Below are 22,075 nucleotides of genomic sequence, written 5' to 3'. Positions count from 1 at the left end.
CCTGTATTAGTTTAATCGGGCTTTCTCTCGCATACCTTAGTTCAAATACTGAGGAAAATGCAGATCTACATTACCGTAATTTAGGAATGGCATGGAATCGTAATATTTTATTTTTATCAATGCTTTATATTGCATTTATTGTGATAATGTTACTTACATAGATCTTATTGGTTGGGCTATTTTTCAGTGGAAATTATTTAAATAAACCAGTTGGATAAACTGTTATTTTGCATATATAAAACCCACTTAAGCAAGATTAAGGCATGGGTTTTGGAATATAATTTAGTGAAGATCTTATTTGGCTTTTAACTTTATAATTTCTTTTTTTAACTTAAAACTATCACCATTATTCACAGGTAAGGCTTTTGTTAATGTTACTTGATATAAATCACGAGAAACTTTGATTATCTCTATAGATTGCACAGAAAAATCAGTTGGGCATATCGCGCGTGAACCACTGGAGGCGCATAAATTTAAAGGATTTTTATCAAATACTCTTTTGCCATTTATAGAAATAGACATAAGAGGATAATCTAGTAAGCCTAACATTCCCTGAGTATTGGCATTATAGAAGCCACTTTCAACAACTAATTTTATAGCCCCACATTGGTGTATAGATTTTTTGCTTCCTAATCGTGTAATGTTTCCCTCGGAATCTTCTTTACTAATCAATAATGAATCCACATCAATATTATATTCTTTAAAATCTTTTAAAAATGATCCTTGTTGTTCAGCAGAAAAATAGAAATTTGATGTTTTATCATTGCAATAATAATAGATTCTTCCATCACTAATGTATTGTAATTCTTTTGCATAAACATGAAGTGCCGTAAGATAGCATGTTATACATAGAAAAATTAATTTAATTTTACGCATATAAATTTCCGCAAAAAGTAGGTCTGAATTATTTCTTTTTTGGTGCATCATTGAGCATGATGTAGCCATTCTGTGCATTTACAAACATTCTAGCGTCCATATTTCTACGATTTTGAACTCCTCGAGACCACATCCTGTTTGATGTATTGAAATGGTTTCTTAAATATTTAGGTACTTCACTATATTTTCCACTATTTAGTAAATCAACTAATGCAACCTTATTTGTGCCAGCAGGCTGTTTATTACCATTTTCATCGTATAAAGTTGATGCTGTGCCAGACAATGCACCTTTTCCTCCATTAAAACAAAGGTCAATAATCGCATCCATTTCATATTGATGCAGAGGAACATTGACTATCTGGTTGAGAGTGTTGCCACCATTTAGGCCAACATCTTCATCTTTCAGTTTAAGCATCTGTTCTATTGATAGTGGTTGTGGATATTCACCACCAGCTTTAAATCGACCACTTTTTATTTCTGAGTCTTTAATTTTATGCCCAATTCCAATTGTATTATTCCCACCTTCAGGAGAGGGATATTCTCTTGGTATAGCCCCTTCAGCTTTAATCATAGCTTGTCGTAATGTGTCTGATATCTTCCAAGGCTTTTTTAATCTATTTGTTTTTCCTTCAGTTATTGCATTCGATGTTAAGTTGCTCTTGGCCGTTGCAATTAATACGTTACCGTGATCATTTGAATTGTTTAAATTATTGCCAATATAGACCTTAATAACTTTTTCACCATTAGTTTGTATGGGATCTGTGCATCCCTTATCATCAGTCGTCCCTATTTTAGATATACCATCAACTTCATATGTGTAAGGCATTTTAGTTAGAGGTTTATTTTGACCATCTTTAAGAAGAAAGATCATGTTATAACTACCAGCTACTAAGTTATTAGTTAAATTTTGTTGAGAGTTAGTAGGCTGAAAATTAGAGGCAAGGGAACGTAAACTAGAACCCTGACTATCCCCCACAACATGATCCTGCTTTGGTAAAATTTTTGCCCCACAAGTGAGTTGATCACCAACATAAGCAACCGCTTTACCGTCAAAAATAATATGATCGTGACTTTTAATAATTTTCGACCAACACTTACATTTAGGACAAAAATGCCCATCACCTGCAACTAAAAACAAGCTCCCCATTTGAGAAGCGTTCATTTGAGTTGCCCTAATAATTCCACCATGATCAGTCATAGAGTGATCTATCGCAAAACCTTTAGCCATGATTTCCCCCTTTAAAAATTAATCACGATTCAAAAAGTCTTCAGGAATTGCTCTATCCGCATATAAACGGAATACAAAACTTGATTGTAGACTTTCGATAATTTCATCACCATTTTCCAAACGGCTTCCAACAAGCGCTACCTCAAAACCTTCGATTTTCCCTTCCTCACCAGCACCTGAAATGATTTTAGAGTTTGAACCATCTTGATAAATGGCTTCATCCCCTACTGCGGCAATAAGGTGGCCTTCTGCTTTCACTCGTTGATTAATGCTTGCTTTAACTAACCCACCATTTTTAGTTTTGGAGCCATGTGTTGCTGCTAAAAAATTCTTATGAGGTTGTTTATTTATAAATTCTTGTTCAGCCAATATACGCTGTTGAATTTCCTCAGTAGACAAATTCAATATTTCATCTTGAGAAAGTTGAGATAAAAAAAGCTTATGATTCATGGTTATACTCCATACTTATCTTGTTGTTTGTTTTATAAAAAAGAAAATAGTTGAACCATATTTCGAATGATAAAATTGAGAATATTTGGCAAATAAATTCTTGTTTTAGTAAAAAGCCTCTAACCTTGCAACTTAGAGAGGGAGGCATTTAATTTTTAGATACATATGTTTATATTAGTAAAAATAGTTAAATAAAATTTAACATACAATGTAGAAAATAAAAACAATACAGTTTATACGAAATTTAATAAAAAACTAGATCTATCTACTCAAAACTTTCTATATAGGCTTTCAGTGTCGTAAAAATGCGCTCAAGCGGTTTTATATAAAATCACTTAACTTCACACCACGCAAAGTTCTGATCCCTATTAATCGTCAAAACAAATCAATAATAATATTTTTATCAATTTCACAAATATAAAAAATCACTCTAAAGTAAAGTTATCGCTTTAAAACATTGATTGCTCTTCCTTAAACAACAGTATTTTAAAGCAGATAAAGACCGGTAAGTTGTTTCTAAAAATAAATGACAAATCATTTATTTTTAGATCAATTAGATTTAACAATTGTTCACTATATTGGTTTTTCAATTACGGTTAATGTCATGTAATAGCGAATATTCTTTATCTATTCCATCTATTCAAAAATGAATACATGATTAATTAAAAATGGAGAAATAGAATGAGCCAAGACTCAAAAAAATGTCCTGTAACCCACCTGACAACGGCTTTTGGTGCACCTGTTGTAGACAACCAAAATAGTTTAACGGCAGGCGCACGTGGTCCTCTACTGGCACAAGATTTATGGTTAAACGAGAAACTGGCCAACTTTGTACGCGAGGTGATTCCTGAGCGCAGAATGCATGCAAAAGGTTCAGGTGCTTTTGGTACATTTACCGTAACTCACGATATTACCCAGTACACACGCGCTAAAATCTTCTCACAGATTGGCAAACAAACAGAAATGTTTGCACGCTTCACCACTGTAGCTGGTGAACGTGGTGCAGCAGATGCAGAACGCGATATCCGTGGTTTTGCACTTAAGTTCTATACCGAAGAAGGTAACTGGGATCTCGTTGGAAACAACACTCCTGTCTTTTTCATGCGTGATCCACGTAAATTCCCAGATTTAAACAAAGCCGTAAAACGCGATCCTAAAACCAATCTACGTAGTGCAACCAACAACTGGGATTTTTGGACGTTATTACCTGAAGCTTTGCATCAGGTCACGATTGTGATGTCTGATCGTGGTATTCCAAAAAGCTTCCGCCATATGCATGGTTTTGGTAGTCATACGTACAGCTTTATCAATGCAAACAATGAACGTTTTTGGGTCAAATTTCATTTCCGCACCCAACAAGGCATTGAAAATTTAACCGATGCTGAAGCGGAAGCGGTTGTTGCTAAAGATCGCGAAAGTAATCAACGTGATTTATTTGATTCGATTGAAAATGGTAACTTCCCAAAATGGAAGCTCCAAATTCAAGTCATGCCAGAAACAGATGCAGAAAAAGTCCCTTATCATCCATTTGACCTGACCAAAGTTTGGCCTCATGCAGATTATCCACTGATTGATGTGGGTGAGTTTGAGCTAAATAAAAATCCTGAAAACTTCTTCCTTGATGTAGAGCAATCGGCTTTCGCACCAAGTAACTTAGTTCCAGGTATCAGTGTTTCACCTGACCGTATGTTGCAAGCGCGATTATTTAACTATGCCGATGCTCAACGCTACCGCTTGGGTGTGAATTATCAACAAATTCCTGTCAATGCTGCACGTTGCCCTGTTCATTCTAATCACCGTGATGGTCAAGGTCGTGTCGATGCAAACTATGGCGGTTTACCACACTATGAACCGAATAGTTTTAGCCAATGGCAGGAACAAGCTCAGTTTAAAGAACCACCATTAAAAATCAGTGGTGATGCAGATCATTGGGATTTCCGCCAAGATGATTCGGATTATTTCAGCCAACCACGCGCTTTATTCAATTTAATGAATGATACGCAAAAACAAGCACTGTTTGATAATACGGCGGGTGCGATGGGTGATGCACTTGATTTTATTAAGTATCGTCATATCCGTAACTGTTATGCATGTGACCCAGCGTATGGAGAAGGCGTGGCAAAAGCCTTGGGCTTAACTGTTGCAGATGCACAAGCTGCACGCGATAGCGATCCTGGCAAAGGTCATCCTGGTTTTCAATAAGCCTAGCTCAATAAAAGTCATTCAATAGAAACCGCCTTCGGGCGGTTTTTTATTTTGTATAAATGCACTATATTGAAGAAACTCCCAATCGCGAGTAAAGCCATGCAACAGAAAATTGAAGCGATAATTCAACAACATGACATCATTTTATTTGATGAAATCTGTGTGTTATGTAACGGCTGGGCAAAGTTTTTAATCAAATATGATACACAGGCACAATTTAAATTAACTTCGGTGCAATCACCATTAGGGCAAGATATCTTAAGACATTATCAAATGCCCACTGAGCAATTTGATAGCATGTTGGTGATTAAAAATGGGCAAGCCTATAGTGAATCCACTGCATTTTTAAAAGTGATTGAAAGTTTAGGACGACCCTTTTCATATTTAAAAATGGGTTATGGGATACCCAAATTTATCCGAGATTTTCTATACCGCCGAGTTGCTTTAAATCGTTATCGTTTATTTGGTACAACTGCGCAGTGTTTACTACCTTCATCTGAAAATAAAAAACATTTCTTGGAACATAGCATTGATGCAAAATTCTAAAGCATTTCAGAATGCCCTATTGACCATTCATATTTCACTGGCTGTCTTATGGTTTTATCAGGGACTCATCCCTAAAATCATATATAAAGTCATCGAAGAGCAACAATTTTGGCAATTTACAGGGATTCAATTGTTGCCCATTCCTAGCCTTATTGAACTCTCAGGATTTGGAGAAATCATATTTGGTGGATTATTTCTTATTTTTAGACAGTCAAAGCTTCTGCATTTTTTAAATATCATCGCGATGCTATTGTTTTTACTGGTTGTCGCGATTGTTTATCCACACTATTTTGCGCAGGGTTTTAATCCTTTCATCATGAATACTGCAATGGCTGCACTGTCTATTGTCGCAATTCAACTTCTCAATGCGCAAAAAGCCGAATAAACTTACATTCGCACATTTGTACCAAACTGCTCTTTCCATCCTTTGGTTTCAGTGGCAATTTGCTTGGCGAGTTTGCTTTTCACTTCTTGAATTAAGCGCGCCCGTTCCTGTCCATGCACAAATCGACCTTTATAATCACTTTGCATGGTTTGAATATATTCATTCAGTGCACGTTGTTGTTGCTTGGTTTTTGGAGCGGTATGCAAAAATTGAAGGTATTCCTCATCTGGGTTTGTGCTAAGCGGATCACCCAAAATATCTTCAACATATAGTACAGCACTGACTAATTTCACTTTACCCTTTGCATCCACAGTATAGGTTTGTTTACGCACACCATAAGGATAGGTCCAGAGCCCCTGCCGATCACCTGAAGCCCAATAACTATAAAAAATAATCTTGTTATCTTTGACCTCATAATCACCCAATTCAATCTGGAGAATACTGCAGTCACCCGTGGTTGAATAAATTGTATGCGTGAGCAGCTTTTGATTATTTCGATATAATTCAATATCTTTACGCAAAAAGTCGGCTTCATCTTCATTCATCACTGTTTTCAACTCAAAATTATTTTGATTAATTTGTATATTTTGAGTCTCAGCAAAAGCTGTACCGGATAATGCCAGTAACATCAATAAAGTTTGGATTATTTTCATTATTCATCTCCCTTGATTTTTCAATCAGGAATCAACACTATTTTTTAGTTTGGGTAAATACATCCTAATCCTGACACAGCTTTTGCAAAACTGGAAGTATTTCACCAGCCTGACTAAAAGGTTGTGTTTGACGATAATGCTCGACCTTTTTAACCAGTTTATAGTTTTTATCGTCCTGACTTTTAAACTGCTCAAGTCGTGTAAATGTCCGATCCTTACACAATACTTGATAATAATTAATCGTGTATTGTTTTTTTGGGTTCACACTTTTAACCCAAGCTTGAATAAGTTGATTACCATCAGATATTGTGGTGATACTTTCAAAAAATTGAGTATTTGAATTTTGATGAATTAATTTCCATTCATCACCCGTTTCCAAATCATATTTTTCATTGAGAGGCTTAATACTCTCCGTATCATCTGCTGCTGGACTATCTTCGGCTGTTGCCATAGTCATCTGATCTCCATCAGCACAAGGCGCATCTGAAACACAATCCGCCTTAGCCGCTTGAGTTAGGTCTATAGATTTTGCAGCGACTGAAGTCATCACCAAACAAAACAACAAAGTACTGGATAAGATTTTTATCATTTTTAGTGCGTTCAATTTTTTAGCGCTCTCAATTTTTATGGCTCAATAAGGGCCCACTACACCACCAATTTACGACCTTCACGGATACAGTAGAATGGATTAACCATTTTTGATGAATTCTTCATGGCCTTTTGTAAATCCTGCTCAGGCTGTTCCCGCGCTTCATCCGTCAATTGGAAGGTACGGTAATGAATTGCCAAAGAACGCTTGGCTTGTAAATCTAAATGCGCCTGAAAAGCATCTTGTGGATTCATGTGCATATATTTCATTAACGCTCTTGGTTCATACGCACCGATTGGCAATAACGCAATTCGCGGTGAACCTAAACGTTTTTGAATTTCTTTAAAATGCGGTGAATACCCCGTATCGCCAGCAAAGAAGAAATGACCATGTTGCGATACCACAGAAAAACCACCCCACAATGCGATATTCTGATCACGTAAACCACGACCCGAACCATGCTGTGCAGGGGTATAAATAATTTTTAAGTTTTTAAATAATGCAGATTGCCACCAGTCCATCTCAATCACATGGAACTCTTTAGGCAAGTAACAGGCATTGCCCAAACCTGTATAGATTGGCATAGCAAATTTGTTGTGTAGCCATCTTAAAGAGGCTAAATCCATATGGTCATAGTGATTATGACTGAGTAAAACTGCATGAATCTCTGGCAATTGCTCTAAAGCAATTCCAGCAGGAATCACCCGTTTTGGTCCACGCCCATGTTTCGGACTAACATAATCGGCCCAAACAGGATCAGTTAAGAAGTTATAGGGACCAATTTGAACCAGTACAGTCGCATGACTCACAAACCAGATTTGCCAATCATGCTCATCAGCATCTGGTCGATTCTGAGGTAATACACGTTTTGCCGCATAGAATTCTGATGATTCTTTTTGAGTATCCACATTCCAAGTATATGATTTTCGGGTACCCAGCCATTTCATCAAATCCCAACGGCTACGCCCTTGTGGTTTACGTATTTCATTAAAGAACCGTTCACCATTATGCTGATTTGAACCAATCACACTAAATACAGGTTTATACCATGTATGTGACAGACAATTTTCAGTATCAATTCGATAATGCAATTGTTGAACTTGCTGAGATGGAACAGTCTTATTTTGCATTGTGTTGTCTTGTACCGTTGTATCTTCAAGACGGACCATTGGCTCTTGTTTCGACATGATTACTCTAAACGCCCTTTCATTCTTTCAAGCCATACTTGCTGTGTTTGTGGCTTCACGAATAATGCCACGATTTCGGGATGAATACTTTTAATCTTTGCTTCAATTCTGTTCACACAGGCTTCGATATCATCTGAAGTTAAACTATCTTTAAACTCTAAGCTTAAAGAAGCAATCACCTGATGTGCACCCATTTGTTCAGTCAGTACGCCATTTGCTGAATACACGGCAGGATCTTCCTGAGCTATTTTCAATACATTATGACGTAGTTTTGGATCTGCTGTTTCACCCATCAACAACCCTTTGGTTTCCCTTGCCAAAAGCAGGGCTGAGATGGCTAAGACAACACCAATCAGTACCGAAGCCACTCCATCTAAAACGGGTAAATTAAACTGCTGAGCACAAAATATTCCCAGCAATGCAATGATTAAGCCAATTAAAGCTGCTGAGTCTTCAAATAAAACTGTAAAGGTTGTCGGATCTTTACTGCGACGAAAGGCTTCAAAATATCCCATTTGACCTTTAGTCTTTTTAAATGTTTTCAACGCAATAAACCATGAAGTGCCCTCACAAAGCAGCGCAAACCCGAGTACCACATAGTTGACCAATGGGGATTGTATAACTTCTGGATGACGAATATGTTGAATACCCTGATAAATCGAAACCACAGCACCTAAAGCAAAAACCAACAATGCGACAATAAAGGCCCAGAAATATAACTCTCGCCCATAACCAAAGGGGTGATGATAATTTGCAGGCTGTTGTGATTTTTTTAAACCATACAACAATAAGATTTCATTTAAAGTGTCTACGACAGAATGGACCGCCTCACTGAGCATTGCCGAACTATTTGTAATATAAGCGGCAACAAACTTAACCAGAGCAATGGCTAAATTGCCCAAAAGTGCTGCATATACAACAATTTTGTTGGAATCTGACATTTATTGTCCTGTTTTTTATCATCAAATACATCAATTTGATTTTTATATCTGTCCTGCTTCATATTAGCGAAACTATCTGTGATTTTTCTTTATTTTTTGTTGCTTTTCACAATTGAGTGAATCTTTTATGGAACCCAATTTAACCAATATTCTAAATACTCCGTCGCAGTCTCATCCACAATTATTAAAAATTTGGGAAGCTTCTGTACGTGCGACGCATGACTTTTTAAACGAACAACATATCTTACAAATTAAAACGCTCATCATTCAGCATCATTATTTTGATCATGTACGATTGTTTCATGTGGAACGTGAAGGTCAAATCGTTGGGTTTATGGGACTGGCTTATCAAAAGATTGAAATGTTATTTATTGATCCTAATTTTTTTGATCAAGGTATTGGTTCAATGCTCATTCAAAAAGCCCTTGAGTTAGGTGCACATGAGGTAGATGTCAACGAACAAAATATTCGTGCTTTGGAGTTCTATAAGAAACATAACTTCCAACAAATTGCCCGTTCGGAACTTGATGCTGAAGGTAACCCATTTCCAATTCTGCATTTGAAACTAAAGAAGCCTTCCGTCTAAGTGTTTTGAGATAGAACGATATCAAAAAACATCATCATAAACACTCTGATCAAGCTGACTATCCATGACGACGAAACCGACCTTGCCCTCTATCTCCAAGTCGGTTTTAGTAATCCTCAGCATGATCATGTTTATCAGATCAGATTACAACAACTTAACCCAATGCAATCAAACACTTTTCAAGTATTCATTCATATAAATCTGGTTCTCTATAGATTGATGACGAGATACATCAATTAAAACATCGATATCAATTTTTCCATTCCTGAAAGTACGCTTATGACAAGTAAGGGCCGTAGATAAATTGATGAAACTGTGTACAGATGATGGCTCCTAGGCTAGGGCCTAGAGAAATATTTTTTGTTTTAATTAAGATATTTTATCAATTATTCGCCATGTAATTTTCTATATTAAAATAACAATGATTTTGAAAAGTTCATTTATTTTCTAAATACTATAATCATCTTCACCTGACAGTTGATTATAGATTATACTCTTTGAAAATCTTAGTAAGACATTTTTTGGATTATTCTTTGGACGCGTTATATGGAATTACGACATCTGAGATACTTCATTACTGTGGCTGAAGAACTCAACTTTAGCAAAGCAGCATTGAGACTTTATACAGCACAACCCTCACTCAGCCAGCAGATCAAAGATCTTGAAGAAGATGTCGGTGTTCGGCTGTTAAATCGGACCAAGCGTAAAGTTGAACTTACTGAAGAAGGTGCTGTTTTTCTGGAGCAAGCACGCTTAACTTTAGCACAAGCCGATAAGGCTGTTGCTATGGCAAGACAGGTCTCCAAAGCCAGACAGCTATTGTTAAGAATTGGGTTTGTACCCGTGGCTGAAATAAAGATTTTCCCTTATATCTTACCGAATTTAAGGGTACAAAATCCTGAGCTAAAAATTGAGTTATTGAGCTTAAATAACCTTGAACAAATGCGCGCATTAAAAAAGGGTGAGCTGGATATCAGCTTTAGCAGGCACAATTTTCATAATGATGAAATCGAAAGTAAATTTGTGCTCCGTGAACCGTTAATTTTTGTTTTACCCAAAGATCATCCTTTAGCCAAGTATGAACGTATCCCTGTTAAAGCGCTCAATGGGATCGATTTTATTATTCCTGCTGAAGAACAATCCACGACTTTGCACAACACCATTTTAGAGTTTGCCAAACACAATCATATTGAATTGAATATCGTCCAAAAAGCTGACAATATTTCATTGAATATTAACTCAGTTGGAGCGGGCTTAGGCTGTACAATTTTGCCAAGTTATATTGCGCCATTAATCAACAATAACACTGTCATTCGACCTTTAGAGATTGAGCTTCCCTATCTAGACTTGTATGTAAGTTATCGAAAAAGTGCTGGCTCTGTTGCAATACAAAAATTCATTGAACTATTAACCAAGGTATTTTATCTGGATATCAATCGTTTAGAGCAAGAATAAGACTGCCGCGACAAGACATAGAGCGTAAACTTATTTTTAATATGACGACTTAAACCAATCGAATTTAATACTCATTTTATTTGCTTAAATATCCATCATTTTTTAATTCAGGCGGTGTTCATCATGATAGGACGTGCATTTCACCAACTTCGATCAGGTATTCTGTCTCGTCCATATTTCTTTATTAGTTTTCTCCTTACAGCAGTTGTGTATATGGGGATGTCTTTGAGCACAGATTGGCAGTGGCCAACCAATTTGTTATTCAGCTGGAATATTGCCATCCTGGTCTACTTAATCCTGACCATAAAAATGCTCTGGGCAACCAATCAAGCGCATATTTTAAAGCGTGCTCAGCAACAGGATGCCAGCAAATGGATCATTTTACTGTTGGTTGTGCTCTCACTCATCATGTGTTTTATTGCCATTATTATTGAATTGGCACATTTGCCCGATGTGACTGGAGTTAAAGCAGGACATATCGCCTTAGCAATTTTCACCATCATTTTTGCATGGTTATTTATGCATACTATTTTTGCTATTCACTATGCACATGACTTTTATTTGGCAGTGGAGAATCATCAGGATGGTGGATTGGACTTTCCAAAAACACCTAAACCAACCTACCCTGAGTTTTTGTATTTTAGTTATGTCATTGGTACTTCTGCACAAACAGCAGATGTATCGATTACATCTCGTTCGATGCGCGTTTTAAATATTCTCCATATCCTTTTGGCGTATGGATTTAACACGACGATTTTGGCGATCTGTATTAATGTTGCCGCAGGTTTTATTTAACTGAAGTAAAAATAGAGGGATTAACACCAAAAGCCAATCTCCAAAGTTTTTTATCATTTTTCTGCGCTTGAATGTGACTAAAAAACCTCAATGCAAACCCAGCACGAGATCATGCTAAGTTTGCATCGTCTTGATGATTTAGTCGCTAAAAAGTGCTTGATTATTTCTTAAGTTTTTTCGGCTTTTGATTGAATTAAGATATTTTTCAATTGCAGGATGGCTTTCAAGCTCTGCCATCTTCAATTGCCAAAATAGCATGGAACCAACAAACACATCGGCTACCGTAAATTGCTCACCACATAGATAAGGTTGAGCCTGCTCCAAGCCCTGAATTAAAGCGGTATAGGTGTCCTGAAAGTTTCCATAGCCAATATGCATTTTTTGCTCGTCGGTAATCTCAACCTTTAATGCGCGATCCGTCGTGGCTGCATCCCACGGTCCAGCAGCAAAGAATAACCAACGGAAATACAAGCCACGTTTTGGATCATCCAGTGCTGGTGCAAGTCCTTGATCAAAAAATTTATCTGCCAAATAGGCACAAATTGCAGGCATTTCGTAAATCACCACATCGCCATCGACTAAGGTGGGTACTTTGCCAAATGGGTTAATCTTTAGATAAGATTCCGACTTCATTTCAGTGTGATAAGCCAACTCAATTTTTTCAAATTCAGCACCCAGTTCAATCAGTAGCCATTCAATAACAAGACCTCTAGACTGCGCGTTGCTATATAGTTTTAAGCCCATTTTTCCATTCCTTTATAGTGGTGTATTGAATATAAAGGGCGGCTGTGTCAGTTTTTGTCAGGAGCTTTTCAGCATGGATTTTTTTTGCAACTCTTTTTGCCACCATGCCTGAAAAAGATGGCGCTTAAACTCTGGGTAAATGATTTCGGTTACAGTTAATTTTTGAATCCGATCTAAACGAAAATTTCGAAAATCCTCACGTAATTCACACCATGCAGCCAACAACATTTTGTCATTGAAATACCCTAAGACAAAAGGCCAAAGCATACGGCTAGAGATATTTTGTTTTTCATCCAAATAATGCACTTCAATCTTGACCTGATAACGAATTGCTAGACGTACTTGTTCGACAACTTTTTCATCAACCACAAGCCAATGGTTGATAGACCGAAGCATGGTTTCATCAATCAGTTCTTGTTTATTCTTGGGCAATACCGCATTGAGTTTGGCCAAAACTGAATGTGCAGCATTTTTTAATGCTGGATCTGGCACTGACCTTAACCAATGCAATGCCAAGAACACTGCTTCGACTTCCGTTTCATCCAAACTCATCGGAGGCAGTAAAAAGTTTTCTTTCAGCTGAAATCCTAAGCCCGCACTGCCCTCAATATTGACACCTTGGTCACGTAAACTTTCAATATCCCGATAAACACTTCGGACACTAATTTCCAAATGTTCTGCTAAGCATTGCGCGGTAATGGGATAACGCTGTTCACGTAAAAGTTGTAATAAAGTGAGTAATCGAATAGAACGGCTCATGGTCAATTTTCTTATTATATCTCTTTGGTTTTATCTAAGTTTACGCTGAGGGCAATCTGCAAACAGCGTAAAAACAGCATCTAAGCAACTTCACTGGCCTTAAGCTGTTGAGTTAAAAATTGATGTAAATGATCAACGTTATTCGCGATCGTCAGCGGATTAAAACGCTGTAATACATCAATCGCATGTACCCCATAGCTCACCCCAACACGTGGCATGGCAATGTTCTGTGCCATTTCTAAGTCATAAGATGTATCGCCCACCATAATGGCTTGCTCCGCCGAAATTCCAGTGTAATCTAAAATTTCAGCCAACATCAATGGATCTGGTTTGGATTTGGTTTCGCTCGCTGCACGGGTGATCTCAAATAAATCCTGACTCTGGGTCTGAGCCAAAACACGATCTAAACCACGACGGCTTTTCCCTGTTGCAACTGCCAATTTGATATTTTGACTTTTTAAATCATGCAACATTTCAGAGACACCAGCGAACCACAAATCATCTTTGGAATGCTCAACATAATGATCGCCATAACATTTCAAAATTTCAGTGTGTAACTCAGGGACCTGTGGAAATAACACTTGAGCAACTTCAGGCAACCCTAAACCAATAATACTTTTCGCAGCATCAGCTGTTAACGGTTGGTCAAAGGTTTTTGCAGCAACCAATAAACTTGCCACAATTTGCCCAACTGAATCAAATAAAGTGCCATCCCAATCAAAAATGATAAGTTCTACAGGTTTTTGCATGAATTATTTCCAATATTTGCTCAGTTTACGCATGACTAATGTTTAGATCTTATGCCCTTTACATGACAAGCTAACGCATTTTTAAACACAAAGGGAACTTTTCATAAAACAAGTTCCCTTTGTGTAAAAGATAAAGTGAGCAGCAAGATCGAATCAATCTTTCTTTTGTGCTCTTAACTGCGCAACCAAGCTTTGCATATCTTCAGGTAAAGGCGCTTCGATCACAGGATAACCAGGAATTTCAAGGCGCATTGCATGTAGGCTCAATCGACGAGCTTTTGGTCCACGATACTCTGTTTCATGACCATACTTATCGTCGCCCACTAAAGGATGACCAATACTTAAACCATGCACACGAATTTGATGGGTACGGCCTGACAGTGGAGAAGCATAGACCAGTGTCGCATGCATAAAGCGCTCGACAACTTTCCATTGTGTCTTAGATTCTTTACCTTCTTCTGAGACACGTACACGACGTTCACCATTGGACAGCTCATAGCGCAATAAAGGTTGATTAATCAACTGTTGATCTAAACTCACTTGACCTTTAACAATCGCAGCATAGGTTTTTTTAATTTTATGCTCACGCAACATGTCTTGTAGCGCCTTCAATGTGCTGCGTTTCTTACTCACCATCACCAGACCCGAAGTATCGCGGTCAATACGATGAATCAATTCCAAATATTTTTTACCTGTTGCCGCACGTAAGCCTTCAATTAAGCCATACGCCACACCGCTTCCACCATGTACGGCAATTCCAGACGGCTTATTGACTACCAATAAACCTTCATCCTCATACACCACACGGCTGAGTAAGCTTTGTGCAACCTTATCAGATACAGGTGCATCAGTTTCGTCTTTTTGCTCAAAGCGAATAGGTGCAACACGGATTTGATCGCCAATCGCTAGCTTAGTTTCTGCTTTTATACGCTTTTTATTGACGCGCACTTGACCTTCACGAATTAAACGATAAATACGGCTTTTCGGCACACCTTTCAGGCGAGTAAATAAGAAATTATCGATGCGCTGGCCTTCTTGATGCTCGTCTACTTCAAACCAAGTTACATTTTGCCATTGTTGCGTAGAATTCATACAGTTAGGTGATCCAATAAAAAACTAAAATTTGATTAAAAACTGATCATTTAGACTATGCTTTTCATACAAAATAAGCATATAGCCCATAGGCAGATGATTCAAGGTTTGCTATAGTCAGCGCACGGATACCACCGTAAGTGAAATTTAGTGCCACCCTTTTTTAAAAATGAAAGCGTGACACAAACGATAAAATTCACGACAGATGCGGAAAGGTCCCAAAAGAATATGCCGACGCCGAAGGCTTTATTATATCGGCAAAAAGACAAACTGTTGCGTTTAATTGTACTTAAAGTACAGAAATCAGTTTGTTTAAAAATATATGTCGCCAACCCAGACGTTGGTTTTTAAACATAAACTGATACACATCAGGCAAGTCGCTGTAGAGTGTTATTCAGGACATAAGTGTTTGAGGCATTGGAACTGCACAATTTGTAAAGGTACGATGATAATTCCGTATCAAGACGCTCTCACAAAAGTTGAGATGCTCTTCGAGCAATGTGATAGTGAAAGACGAATCAAATCAGTCATCCAATGCACCACTTAAGTGCCAGTGAAGAGCTCGAAACTTTAATCGTGCAAAGATTAAAGAAGTATTGCAGCATCAATACAGGCATCAAACCCAACCTTGCTCAAAACAAGTGGGTAAATTACTCAGATCATATTGGATGTATCCGTGATTTGAGCATTGATCCAATATTTTAGATGTTCGCTTCACTTAAAAAAGATAGCGAGTTGTTGGTGTGAATCACTATTAGGTGTTACACCCATGAAACGTATGTTGATTAATGCAACACATGCCGAAGAAGTTCGCGTTGCACTCATCACTGGTCACCGTCTTTACGATTTCGATTTAGAAAACCGTACACGTGAACAAAAGAAAGCCAATATCTATAAAGGCCATGTCACTCGCGTAGAGCCTTCTTTAGAAGCTGTATTTGTAGAGTATGGTGCGGGTCGTCAAGGTTTCTTGTCGATGCGCGAAATTGCCAATACTTACTACAAGGCAGACCCTCGCCAAACATCAAATATTCGTGAACTCATCACTGAAGGCACTGAACTTTTGGTTCAAGTTGAAAAAGAAGAGCGTGGCAACAAAGGCGCAGCACTTTCAACCTATATTTCCCTTGCTGGTCGCTATTTAGTCTTGATGCCGAACAACCCAAAAGGTGGTGGTATTAGTCGTCAAATTTCGGGTTCAGTACGTGAAGAACTTAAAGAAATGTTGGCGTCATTAAATACCCCACGTGGTATGAGCGTAATCGTTCGTACAGCAGGGATTGGCCGCTCACAAGAAGAACTGCAACTTGATCTTCAACATTTGTTAGACCTATGGGCACAAATCCAAGGTACAGCAAACTCTGGTCCATCACCAATGCTTGTTCATCAAGAAGCTGGTGTGGTGACGCGTGCTATCCGTGACTATTTACGTGATGATGTTGCAGAAATTTTAATTGACTCAGAGCAAGCCTATAACGAAGCCTATAACTTTGTTAAAGCGGTAATGCCAAATCAATTGGATAAGTTAAAAACCTATACGTTAAATGAACCGTTATTCGCGCATTTTGGTATTGAAAGTCAAATTCAAACAGCTTATGAACGTGAAGTTAAACTTCCATCAGGCGGTTCAATTGTAATCGACCAAACTGAAGCACTGGTTTCAATCGACATCAACTCGGCGAAATCAACACGCGGACATGATGTAGAAGAAACTGCGCTCAGCACTAACTTAGAAGCAGCTGAAGAAATTGCTCGCCAATTACGTTTACGTGATATTGGTGGTTTGGTGGTGATCGACTTTATTGATATGACCAAAGAACGCAACCAACGTATGGTTGAAGCTAAACTTCGTGAAGCGACACAAAGTGATCGTGCCCGTATCCAGTTCGGTCAATTGTCACGTTTTGGTTTAATGGAAATGAGCCGTCAACGCTTACGCCCATCTCTTGAAGAAGCTACAGGTTATGTATGCCCTCGCTGTCATGGCACAGGTATGGTACGTGATCTACGTTCTCTTTCTCTTTCAATTATGCGTAAAGTTGAAGAGATTGCATTACGTGAACGTCAAGGTGAAGTTCAAGTTGAAGTGCCTGTTGAAATTGCAGCATTCTTATTGAATGAAAAGCGCCACAGTTTGGTTTACTTAGAACAAACGTCAAATGTGCGTGTTACTGTACTGCCACATCCACATTTAGAAACACCACATTACGAAATCTCATATAACCCAGAAGGTTTTGCGCCAACTAGCTATGAACGTACTGAAGCTACCCGTTCAAGCGAAAAAGAATTGGGCTATGAGTCATCTGAGTGGCATTTAGAAGAAGAGCAAACGCAACACAATGCTGCACCAGCTCAAGCACAGAACAATAAGCAAAACAGAAAGCAACAACCTGCTCAAGCTCAAAAAGCTCAGCAAGCGGTTCAAGCACAAGTTGCTCAACCAGCTTCTAGCCCATGTGCTTGGTTAGAAAATCTGTTTGTACAAAAACAAGCAGCAACTGTTGACCAATCACGTACTGCAAACAATGCAGCTGCAGCCATTGAACAAATGATTAACGGTGGTGCTGTAAGCCGTGGTCAATTTGGCCAAGTGAATAGCAATAGCGCGCCAGCTGCAATTGAAGCTCAAGTTGTTGCTGAAACCAATGCTTATCTTTCACATGCACCTGTTCAAAAACAAGAACCGCGTGAATATGAAAAACAGGGCGAGAAAGAAGAACGAGCTCCGCGTAACAACAACAATAAAAATAAAAATCGCAACAAGCACAAAGAGTCACGTGAACAAAACACCGATCAACATCAAGTGATTGAAGAAGTGGTTCAGGTGCCTCGTCAAGAGCAACGCCAAGAACAGCGTCAGGAACAACGTCGTCATCAAAAGCAGCCACGTCAACAGCATGATCAAAATGCTGACACGAACCATGCTGAACAAGCTGTTCCACGTCGTGATCGTAACCATCAGCAACGTCCAAACCGCCCAAATCGTCATCGCGATAGCAGCGTGTTTAATGATGAGCAACAACAAGCGCCAAACAACAATGCGCCTGTAGAGCAGAATCAAACTCAAGAGAAACAACCTAAGGTTGAACTCATTGACACACCGAAGCATGCAGCACTTGAAACAGCTTTAGTGGTTAACCTTGATCAAGCTCAAAGTGAAATTGTGGCATTAAACCCGCAACAAGTTGCTGCGCCAGCAAGCAACAAGCCGAAGCGTCATGATCGCAATGAAAAAGCTGAAACTGTTGCTAAAGCACCTCGCACTGTAGACGCTCAACCAGCTACTGCACCGGCTGTAGAAAGTCAGGCTGTAACGACTGAAGCAAAAGCACCTGCAGCAACAGAGGTTCAAGCAGAACAGCCTGTGCAACGTGCCAGCAATGACCCGCGCCAAAAACGCCGTCAACAACGTGACGCTGCTCAAGCAAAAGCGGCAACACCTAAAATTGCACCATCTCAGGTACCGACATTAAATCAGTACACAGTGGGAACGTTGATTCGTCATGTCTATGGTGATGACTGTGCGGTATTGATTGAACAGTTTGGATTAATTCCAACATTCAATCGTGCTTTGGTTAAGTTTACTGAAGAATATTCAGCGACCTTAACTGTGGTAGAAAAGACTGATGTACAAAGCAAGCAGCCTGTAACACGTGATGTTGCTATCTCTAAAGCAGCGCCAGAAGCACAACCTGCTGATGTTTTAGACTTAACGCCACCGAAGCCTGAGAATGATCGCCGTGTAGCGAATGATCCTCGTGAACGTCGTCGTTTAGCAAAACAAGCGGCTGTACAAGCAAAGCAAGAGCATCAAGCTGAACTTGAGCAACAACCAGAAGAAGTGAAAATTGAGACTCCAGCAAGTCCAGTTGAAGCAGCACCTGTGGTTACTCAAGCAGAAGAAGTGCAAGCTGAAACACCTGTAGAAACGACAGTTGAAACAGCACCTGCGGAAGTTCAAGTGGTTAAAGCAGCCCCTGCTAAGTCAGCTGAGAAAGCAGTTGTTGCAACTGAAAAGGCGAAAAAGCCACAACAATCGCTTGCTTTAGATACGACTGCTGAAGCTGGCGTAGATGAAGATGCACAAAAGGCAGACAATGTGGCAACAGATGAAAAACCTGCCCGCCCTCGTCGCCCTCGTGGCCGCCCGCCAAAAAAAGCGACACCGCCAGCGGATGAGTAATTTTTAAAAATTTGCTTAAAATGTAGCGATTAAAGAGAACCTAGTCATTTCGATGGCTAGGTTTTTTTGCTATTTTGAAGAGATTATCAGGACATTTGTCAGATTAGGTTGATTGCACTAGTCTTATACGATTAAAAAGACAAATGTAATGTGAGTCAATGACACTCTAAAAATTGTATTGGATTACGAAAAATAAATAGGATTGATATGAGTCAAACAACACAGGCCGATCTCATCGGATTTACTGATGTCGCAGAGCGCTTACCACAGCTCATTAATAAGCTTCCCAATATCCTGACTGGACTTAAACAAGCTTATATCAGAACACCCAATACGCCTGCTGGGCTAGGTCTTGCTTTTGAACGTGCTGTAAAACGCAATCCTTATGGTGATGCGTTACTATTTGAAGATCAACGCTATAGTTATAAAGAACTGAATAACTGGGCCAATCAAATTGCACACTTTTATCTTTCTATTGGCATAAAAAAAGGCGATGCGATCACCGTGATGATCGAAAATCGTCCTGAGTTGATTGCGACCGTGATTGCACTGGCAAAAATTGGCGTAACAACAGCTTTAGTCAATACCTCACAGACAGGTAAAGTCCTGACGCATAGTATCAATTTGGTCAATCCTGTTGCGGTGATCGTCGGTGAAGAATGCCGTGCTGCGGTAGATGAAATTCGTCAAGACTTAAACATTGCTCAAGACCGCATCCATTGGTTTGCAGATCAAAATACAACGCAAGACCCGGGTACAGCACCTCAAGGCTTTATCAATCTTGCTGAAAAAATTCAACAATTTCCAAAATTCAATCCTTCGACCACACAAAGTGTCAAAGGGAAAGATGGCTTGTTTTATATCTATACCTCTGGCACAACCGGTTTACCTAAAGCTGTGGTCTTTACCAACAGTCGTTGGACCTTGGCATATGGAACATATGGTCATGTCTTAAACTTAGGTGAAGATGATGTGATGTACTGCACTTTACCGCTTTACCATGCAACAGGTATGGTGGTGTGCTGGTGTGGTGCTATTGCAGGTGGTTCAGCCTTGGCAATCCGTCGTAAATTCTCTACCTCTGCATTCTGGTCTGATGTCAAAAAGTTTAATGCGTCAGCGATTGGATATGTTGGTGAACTTTGCCGCTACCTTATGGATGCACCTGCCTCAGAACTTGATCATACGCACCGTGTCACCAAAATGATCGGTAATGGTATGCGCCCAAATATTTGGGGCAAGTTTAAAGAACGCTTTGGTATCGAAGAAATTTTAGAACTTTACGCCTCTAGTGAAGGAAATGTAGGCTTCAGTAATGTTTTTAATTTTAACAATACTGTTGGCTTCTCACCTACACCTTACGCCATCGTCCAGTTCGATAAAGAAAAAAATGAAGCAATCCGTGACAGTCATGGTGCATGTCAAAAGGTCAAAAAAGGTGAAGTGGGCTTATTGATTGGTAAAATCACCAAGCGCTCCCCTTTTGATGGCTATACGGACCCAGAAAAGAACAAGTCAGTGATCATGAAAGATGTCTTTAAAAAGGGCGATTCTTACTTTATTACTGGTGACTTGGTTCGTGATATTGGCTTCCGACACGCGCAATTTGTCGATCGCCTTGGTGATACTTTCCGCTGGAAAGGTGAAAATGTTTCAACCACCGAAGTTGAAAATATTTGTAGTGAATACCCTAAAATCACAGAAGCTGTGGTTTACGGCGTTGAAATTCCAAATACCAATGGTCGAGCAGGTATGGCTGCCATTACTTTACATGACGGTGAAGAACTGACTGAACAAGATCTAAGCCAGCTTGCAGCCGAGTTTAAAAAGAACTTGCCAGCCTATGCTGTTCCGGTATTTTTACGTATCCAACAAATTGTAGAAACGACGGGTACATTTAAATATCAGAAAAATAAATTAAAGGAACAAGCCTTTAATCCTGAAAAAACCTCTGATCGTTTATTGGTTTTACTGCCAAGTGCCAATGCCTATTGTGATGTCACTGCGGAAGTTTTTGCCAATATTGAAGCTTATAAATACCGCTTCTAAAGCTAAAAGCCCTGATTTCAGGGCTTTTTTTGTCCATTTTGTGTTATTTATAACCGAACGTTGCAAACTTTCTTAATTTTTACTTGCGCTCTATCAATATCTTGCTAAAATACGCTCCATCAAAACAAAGTGGTGTTTAAAAACTTTTTAGTTTTCTTGCACTACACATTCAAGCCTAGCTTGGATGAAGGTTCAGGGTCGTTAGCTCAGCTGGTAGAGCAGCGGACTTTTAATCCGTTGGTCCCGCGTTCGAATCGCGGACGACCCACCACTTAATTGTTTTGACCTGTAAATGGATAGTGATAGAAAATTCTCAATTTTCACAAATATCGAGTAAAGCATCGCTTTACACATCCTTGCTCAGGGTCGTTAGCTCAGCTGGTAGAGCAGCGGACTTTTAATCCGTTGGTCCCGCGTTCGAATCGCGGACGACCCACCACTTAATTGTTTTGACCTGTAAATGGATAGTGATAGAAAATTCTCAATTTTCACAAATATCGAGTAAAGCATCGCTTTACACATCCTTGCTCAGGGTCGTTAGCTCAGCTGGTAGAGCAGCGGACTTTTAATCCGTTGGTCCCGCGTTCGAATCGCGGACGACCC

At 39.1% G+C, this 22,075-nt stretch carries 19 protein-coding genes, 3 tRNA genes and 1 pseudogene; 11 read left to right on the top strand and 12 right to left on the bottom strand.

Going from position 1 to position 22,075, the window contains the following annotated elements; genetic code table 11:
• Nucleotides 1–294: 294 nt before the first annotated feature.
• The 4 genes and pseudogenes from AC07WY_RS18870 to AC07WY_RS18855 form a co-directional block, all read right to left on the bottom strand.
• The gene (locus AC07WY_RS18870; protein ID WP_494736917.1) at nt 295–876 is read right to left on the bottom strand and encodes a hypothetical protein; all 582 of its coding nucleotides are present in this window, start codon (nt 874–876) and stop codon (nt 295–297) included.
• Between the two features lie 28 nt (nt 877–904).
• Nucleotides 905–1,702, bottom strand: a complete 798-nt coding sequence (locus AC07WY_RS18865; protein ID WP_410004173.1) for a lysozyme — start codon at nt 1,700–1,702, stop codon at nt 905–907.
• A 78-nt stretch (nt 1,703–1,780) separates the two neighbouring features.
• A pseudogene (locus AC07WY_RS18860) lies at nt 1,781–2,104 on the bottom strand (PAAR domain-containing protein); the annotation flags it as partial.
• A gap of 18 nt (nt 2,105–2,122) precedes the next feature.
• On the bottom strand, nt 2,123–2,554 hold the full coding sequence (locus tag AC07WY_RS18855) for a PAAR domain-containing protein (protein WP_262084942.1): 432 nt from the start codon (nt 2,552–2,554) through the stop codon (nt 2,123–2,125).
• Nucleotides 2,555–3,235: 681 nt separating this feature from the next.
• Between AC07WY_RS18855 and AC07WY_RS18850 the strand changes: the two genes are divergently transcribed.
• From AC07WY_RS18850 to AC07WY_RS18840, 3 genes are all read left to right on the top strand, one after another.
• Complete coding sequence (locus AC07WY_RS18850; RefSeq protein WP_239046537.1) at nt 3,236–4,756, top strand: catalase; 1,521 nt, start codon at nt 3,236–3,238, stop codon at nt 4,754–4,756.
• A gap of 102 nt (nt 4,757–4,858) precedes the next feature.
• A complete protein-coding gene (locus tag AC07WY_RS18845) occupies nt 4,859–5,305 on the top strand; it encodes a thiol-disulfide oxidoreductase DCC family protein (RefSeq protein WP_494736916.1) in 447 nt (148 codons plus the stop codon).
• Nucleotides 5,292–5,690: a DoxX-like family protein gene (locus tag AC07WY_RS18840; protein ID WP_494736915.1), complete on the top strand. Its 399-nt coding sequence runs from the start codon at nt 5,292–5,294 to the stop codon at nt 5,688–5,690. Before AC07WY_RS18845 ends, AC07WY_RS18840 begins: the two co-directional genes overlap by 14 nt.
• Nucleotides 5,691–5,692: 2 nt before the next feature.
• Here the strand turns inward: AC07WY_RS18840 and AC07WY_RS18835 are convergent, their stop codons facing one another.
• From AC07WY_RS18835 to AC07WY_RS18820, 4 genes are all read right to left on the bottom strand, one after another.
• On the bottom strand, nt 5,693–6,343 hold the full coding sequence (locus AC07WY_RS18835; protein WP_494736914.1) for a hypothetical protein: 651 nt from the start codon (nt 6,341–6,343) through the stop codon (nt 5,693–5,695).
• Nucleotides 6,344–6,407: 64 nt separating this feature from the next.
• Nucleotides 6,408–6,932: a hypothetical protein gene (locus AC07WY_RS18830; protein WP_494736913.1), complete on the bottom strand. Its 525-nt coding sequence runs from the start codon at nt 6,930–6,932 to the stop codon at nt 6,408–6,410.
• 56 nt (nt 6,933–6,988) lie between these two features.
• On the bottom strand, nt 6,989–8,119 hold the full coding sequence (locus AC07WY_RS18825) for an MBL fold metallo-hydrolase (RefSeq protein ID WP_004718147.1): 1,131 nt from the start codon (nt 8,117–8,119) through the stop codon (nt 6,989–6,991).
• A 2-nt stretch (nt 8,120–8,121) separates the two neighbouring features.
• The gene (locus tag AC07WY_RS18820; RefSeq protein WP_004818752.1) at nt 8,122–9,060 is read right to left on the bottom strand and encodes a cation diffusion facilitator family transporter; all 939 of its coding nucleotides are present in this window, start codon (nt 9,058–9,060) and stop codon (nt 8,122–8,124) included.
• Between the two features lie 127 nt (nt 9,061–9,187).
• Between AC07WY_RS18820 and AC07WY_RS18815 the strand changes: the two genes are divergently transcribed.
• The 3 genes from AC07WY_RS18815 to AC07WY_RS18805 all read left to right on the top strand — a co-directional run bounded on the left by AC07WY_RS18815 (nt 9,188) and on the right by AC07WY_RS18805 (nt 11,896).
• Nucleotides 9,188–9,646 carry a GNAT family N-acetyltransferase gene (locus AC07WY_RS18815; RefSeq protein ID WP_262084934.1) on the top strand — a complete coding sequence of 153 codons (459 nt, stop codon included), beginning with the start codon at nt 9,188–9,190 and terminating at the stop codon, nt 9,644–9,646.
• 546 nt (nt 9,647–10,192) lie between these two features.
• Nucleotides 10,193–11,101, top strand: a complete 909-nt coding sequence (gene hcaR / locus AC07WY_RS18810) for a DNA-binding transcriptional regulator HcaR (RefSeq protein WP_034611600.1) — start codon at nt 10,193–10,195, stop codon at nt 11,099–11,101.
• 123 nt (nt 11,102–11,224) lie between these two features.
• Nucleotides 11,225–11,896: a DUF1345 domain-containing protein gene (locus tag AC07WY_RS18805; RefSeq protein WP_494736912.1), complete on the top strand. Its 672-nt coding sequence runs from the start codon at nt 11,225–11,227 to the stop codon at nt 11,894–11,896.
• A gap of 138 nt (nt 11,897–12,034) precedes the next feature.
• Here AC07WY_RS18805 and AC07WY_RS18800 read toward each other — a convergent pair whose 3' ends face one another.
• The 4 genes from AC07WY_RS18800 to AC07WY_RS18785 all read right to left on the bottom strand — a co-directional run bounded on the left by AC07WY_RS18800 (nt 12,035) and on the right by AC07WY_RS18785 (nt 15,240).
• Nucleotides 12,035–12,640 carry a glutathione S-transferase family protein gene (locus AC07WY_RS18800; RefSeq protein WP_262084932.1) on the bottom strand — a complete coding sequence of 202 codons (606 nt, stop codon included), beginning with the start codon at nt 12,638–12,640 and terminating at the stop codon, nt 12,035–12,037.
• A 57-nt stretch (nt 12,641–12,697) separates the two neighbouring features.
• A complete protein-coding gene (locus tag AC07WY_RS18795; RefSeq protein ID WP_004818745.1) occupies nt 12,698–13,399 on the bottom strand; it encodes a helix-turn-helix transcriptional regulator in 702 nt (233 codons plus the stop codon).
• A gap of 80 nt (nt 13,400–13,479) precedes the next feature.
• Nucleotides 13,480–14,148 (bottom strand): HAD-IA family hydrolase, encoded by a 669-nt coding sequence (locus AC07WY_RS18790; protein ID WP_419335522.1) that lies wholly within the window; start codon nt 14,146–14,148, stop codon nt 13,480–13,482.
• Between the two features lie 153 nt (nt 14,149–14,301).
• The gene (locus tag AC07WY_RS18785) at nt 14,302–15,240 is read right to left on the bottom strand and encodes an RluA family pseudouridine synthase (protein ID WP_494736911.1); all 939 of its coding nucleotides are present in this window, start codon (nt 15,238–15,240) and stop codon (nt 14,302–14,304) included.
• A 769-nt stretch (nt 15,241–16,009) separates the two neighbouring features.
• Here AC07WY_RS18785 and AC07WY_RS18780 point away from each other — a divergent pair.
• The 5 genes from AC07WY_RS18780 to AC07WY_RS18760 all read left to right on the top strand — a co-directional run bounded on the left by AC07WY_RS18780 (nt 16,010) and on the right by AC07WY_RS18760 (nt 22,075).
• Nucleotides 16,010–19,423: an Rne/Rng family ribonuclease gene (locus tag AC07WY_RS18780; RefSeq protein ID WP_494736910.1), complete on the top strand. Its 3,414-nt coding sequence runs from the start codon at nt 16,010–16,012 to the stop codon at nt 19,421–19,423.
• Nucleotides 19,424–19,630: 207 nt separating this feature from the next.
• Complete coding sequence (locus tag AC07WY_RS18775) at nt 19,631–21,472, top strand: long-chain-acyl-CoA synthetase (RefSeq protein ID WP_209828139.1); 1,842 nt, start codon at nt 19,631–19,633, stop codon at nt 21,470–21,472.
• Nucleotides 21,473–21,667: 195 nt separating this feature from the next.
• A tRNA-Lys gene (locus tag AC07WY_RS18770) sits at nt 21,668–21,743 on the top strand.
• 92 nt (nt 21,744–21,835) lie between these two features.
• Nucleotides 21,836–21,911, top strand: a tRNA-Lys gene (locus AC07WY_RS18765).
• A gap of 92 nt (nt 21,912–22,003) precedes the next feature.
• Nucleotides 22,004–22,075 (top strand) — tRNA-Lys (locus AC07WY_RS18760).

The sequence above is a fragment of the Acinetobacter sp. GW821-FHT01C12 genome (genome assembly GCF_059422625.1).
The sequence above is the reverse complement of the archived record's forward strand: the minus strand, read 5'-3'. Positions and strand labels throughout refer to the sequence as shown.

Excerpts from the sequence above, each read along its gene's own strand:
- AC07WY_RS18850 (WP_239046537.1), top strand. The coding sequence starts at position 3,236 with ATGAGCCAAGACTCAAAAAAATGTCCTGTAACCCACCTGACAACGGCT.
- AC07WY_RS18865 (WP_410004173.1), bottom strand. The coding sequence starts at position 1,702 with ATGCCTTACACATATGAAGTTGATGGTATATCTAAAATAGGGACGACT.
- AC07WY_RS18855 (WP_262084942.1), bottom strand. The coding sequence starts at position 2,554 with ATGAATCATAAGCTTTTTTTATCTCAACTTTCTCAAGATGAAATATTG.
- AC07WY_RS18795 (WP_004818745.1), bottom strand. The coding sequence starts at position 13,399 with ATGAGCCGTTCTATTCGATTACTCACTTTATTACAACTTTTACGTGAA.
- AC07WY_RS18780 (WP_494736910.1), top strand. The coding sequence starts at position 16,010 with ATGAAACGTATGTTGATTAATGCAACACATGCCGAAGAAGTTCGCGTT.
- AC07WY_RS18800 (WP_262084932.1), bottom strand. The coding sequence starts at position 12,640 with ATGGGCTTAAAACTATATAGCAACGCGCAGTCTAGAGGTCTTGTTATT.
- AC07WY_RS18775 (WP_209828139.1), top strand. The coding sequence starts at position 19,631 with ATGAGTCAAACAACACAGGCCGATCTCATCGGATTTACTGATGTCGCA.
- AC07WY_RS18870 (WP_494736917.1), bottom strand. The coding sequence starts at position 876 with ATGCGTAAAATTAAATTAATTTTTCTATGTATAACATGCTATCTTACG.
- AC07WY_RS18840 (WP_494736915.1), top strand. The coding sequence starts at position 5,292 with ATGCAAAATTCTAAAGCATTTCAGAATGCCCTATTGACCATTCATATT.
- AC07WY_RS18835 (WP_494736914.1), bottom strand. The coding sequence starts at position 6,343 with ATGAAAATAATCCAAACTTTATTGATGTTACTGGCATTATCCGGTACA.
- AC07WY_RS18820 (WP_004818752.1), bottom strand. The coding sequence starts at position 9,060 with ATGTCAGATTCCAACAAAATTGTTGTATATGCAGCACTTTTGGGCAAT.
- AC07WY_RS18830 (WP_494736913.1), bottom strand. The coding sequence starts at position 6,932 with ATGATAAAAATCTTATCCAGTACTTTGTTGTTTTGTTTGGTGATGACT.
- hcaR (WP_034611600.1), top strand. The coding sequence starts at position 10,193 with ATGGAATTACGACATCTGAGATACTTCATTACTGTGGCTGAAGAACTC.
- AC07WY_RS18815 (WP_262084934.1), top strand. The coding sequence starts at position 9,188 with ATGGAACCCAATTTAACCAATATTCTAAATACTCCGTCGCAGTCTCAT.
- AC07WY_RS18825 (WP_004718147.1), bottom strand. The coding sequence starts at position 8,119 with ATGTCGAAACAAGAGCCAATGGTCCGTCTTGAAGATACAACGGTACAA.
- AC07WY_RS18845 (WP_494736916.1), top strand. The coding sequence starts at position 4,859 with ATGCAACAGAAAATTGAAGCGATAATTCAACAACATGACATCATTTTA.
- AC07WY_RS18785 (WP_494736911.1), bottom strand. The coding sequence starts at position 15,240 with ATGAATTCTACGCAACAATGGCAAAATGTAACTTGGTTTGAAGTAGAC.
- AC07WY_RS18805 (WP_494736912.1), top strand. The coding sequence starts at position 11,225 with ATGATAGGACGTGCATTTCACCAACTTCGATCAGGTATTCTGTCTCGT.
- AC07WY_RS18790 (WP_419335522.1), bottom strand. The coding sequence starts at position 14,148 with ATGCAAAAACCTGTAGAACTTATCATTTTTGATTGGGATGGCACTTTA.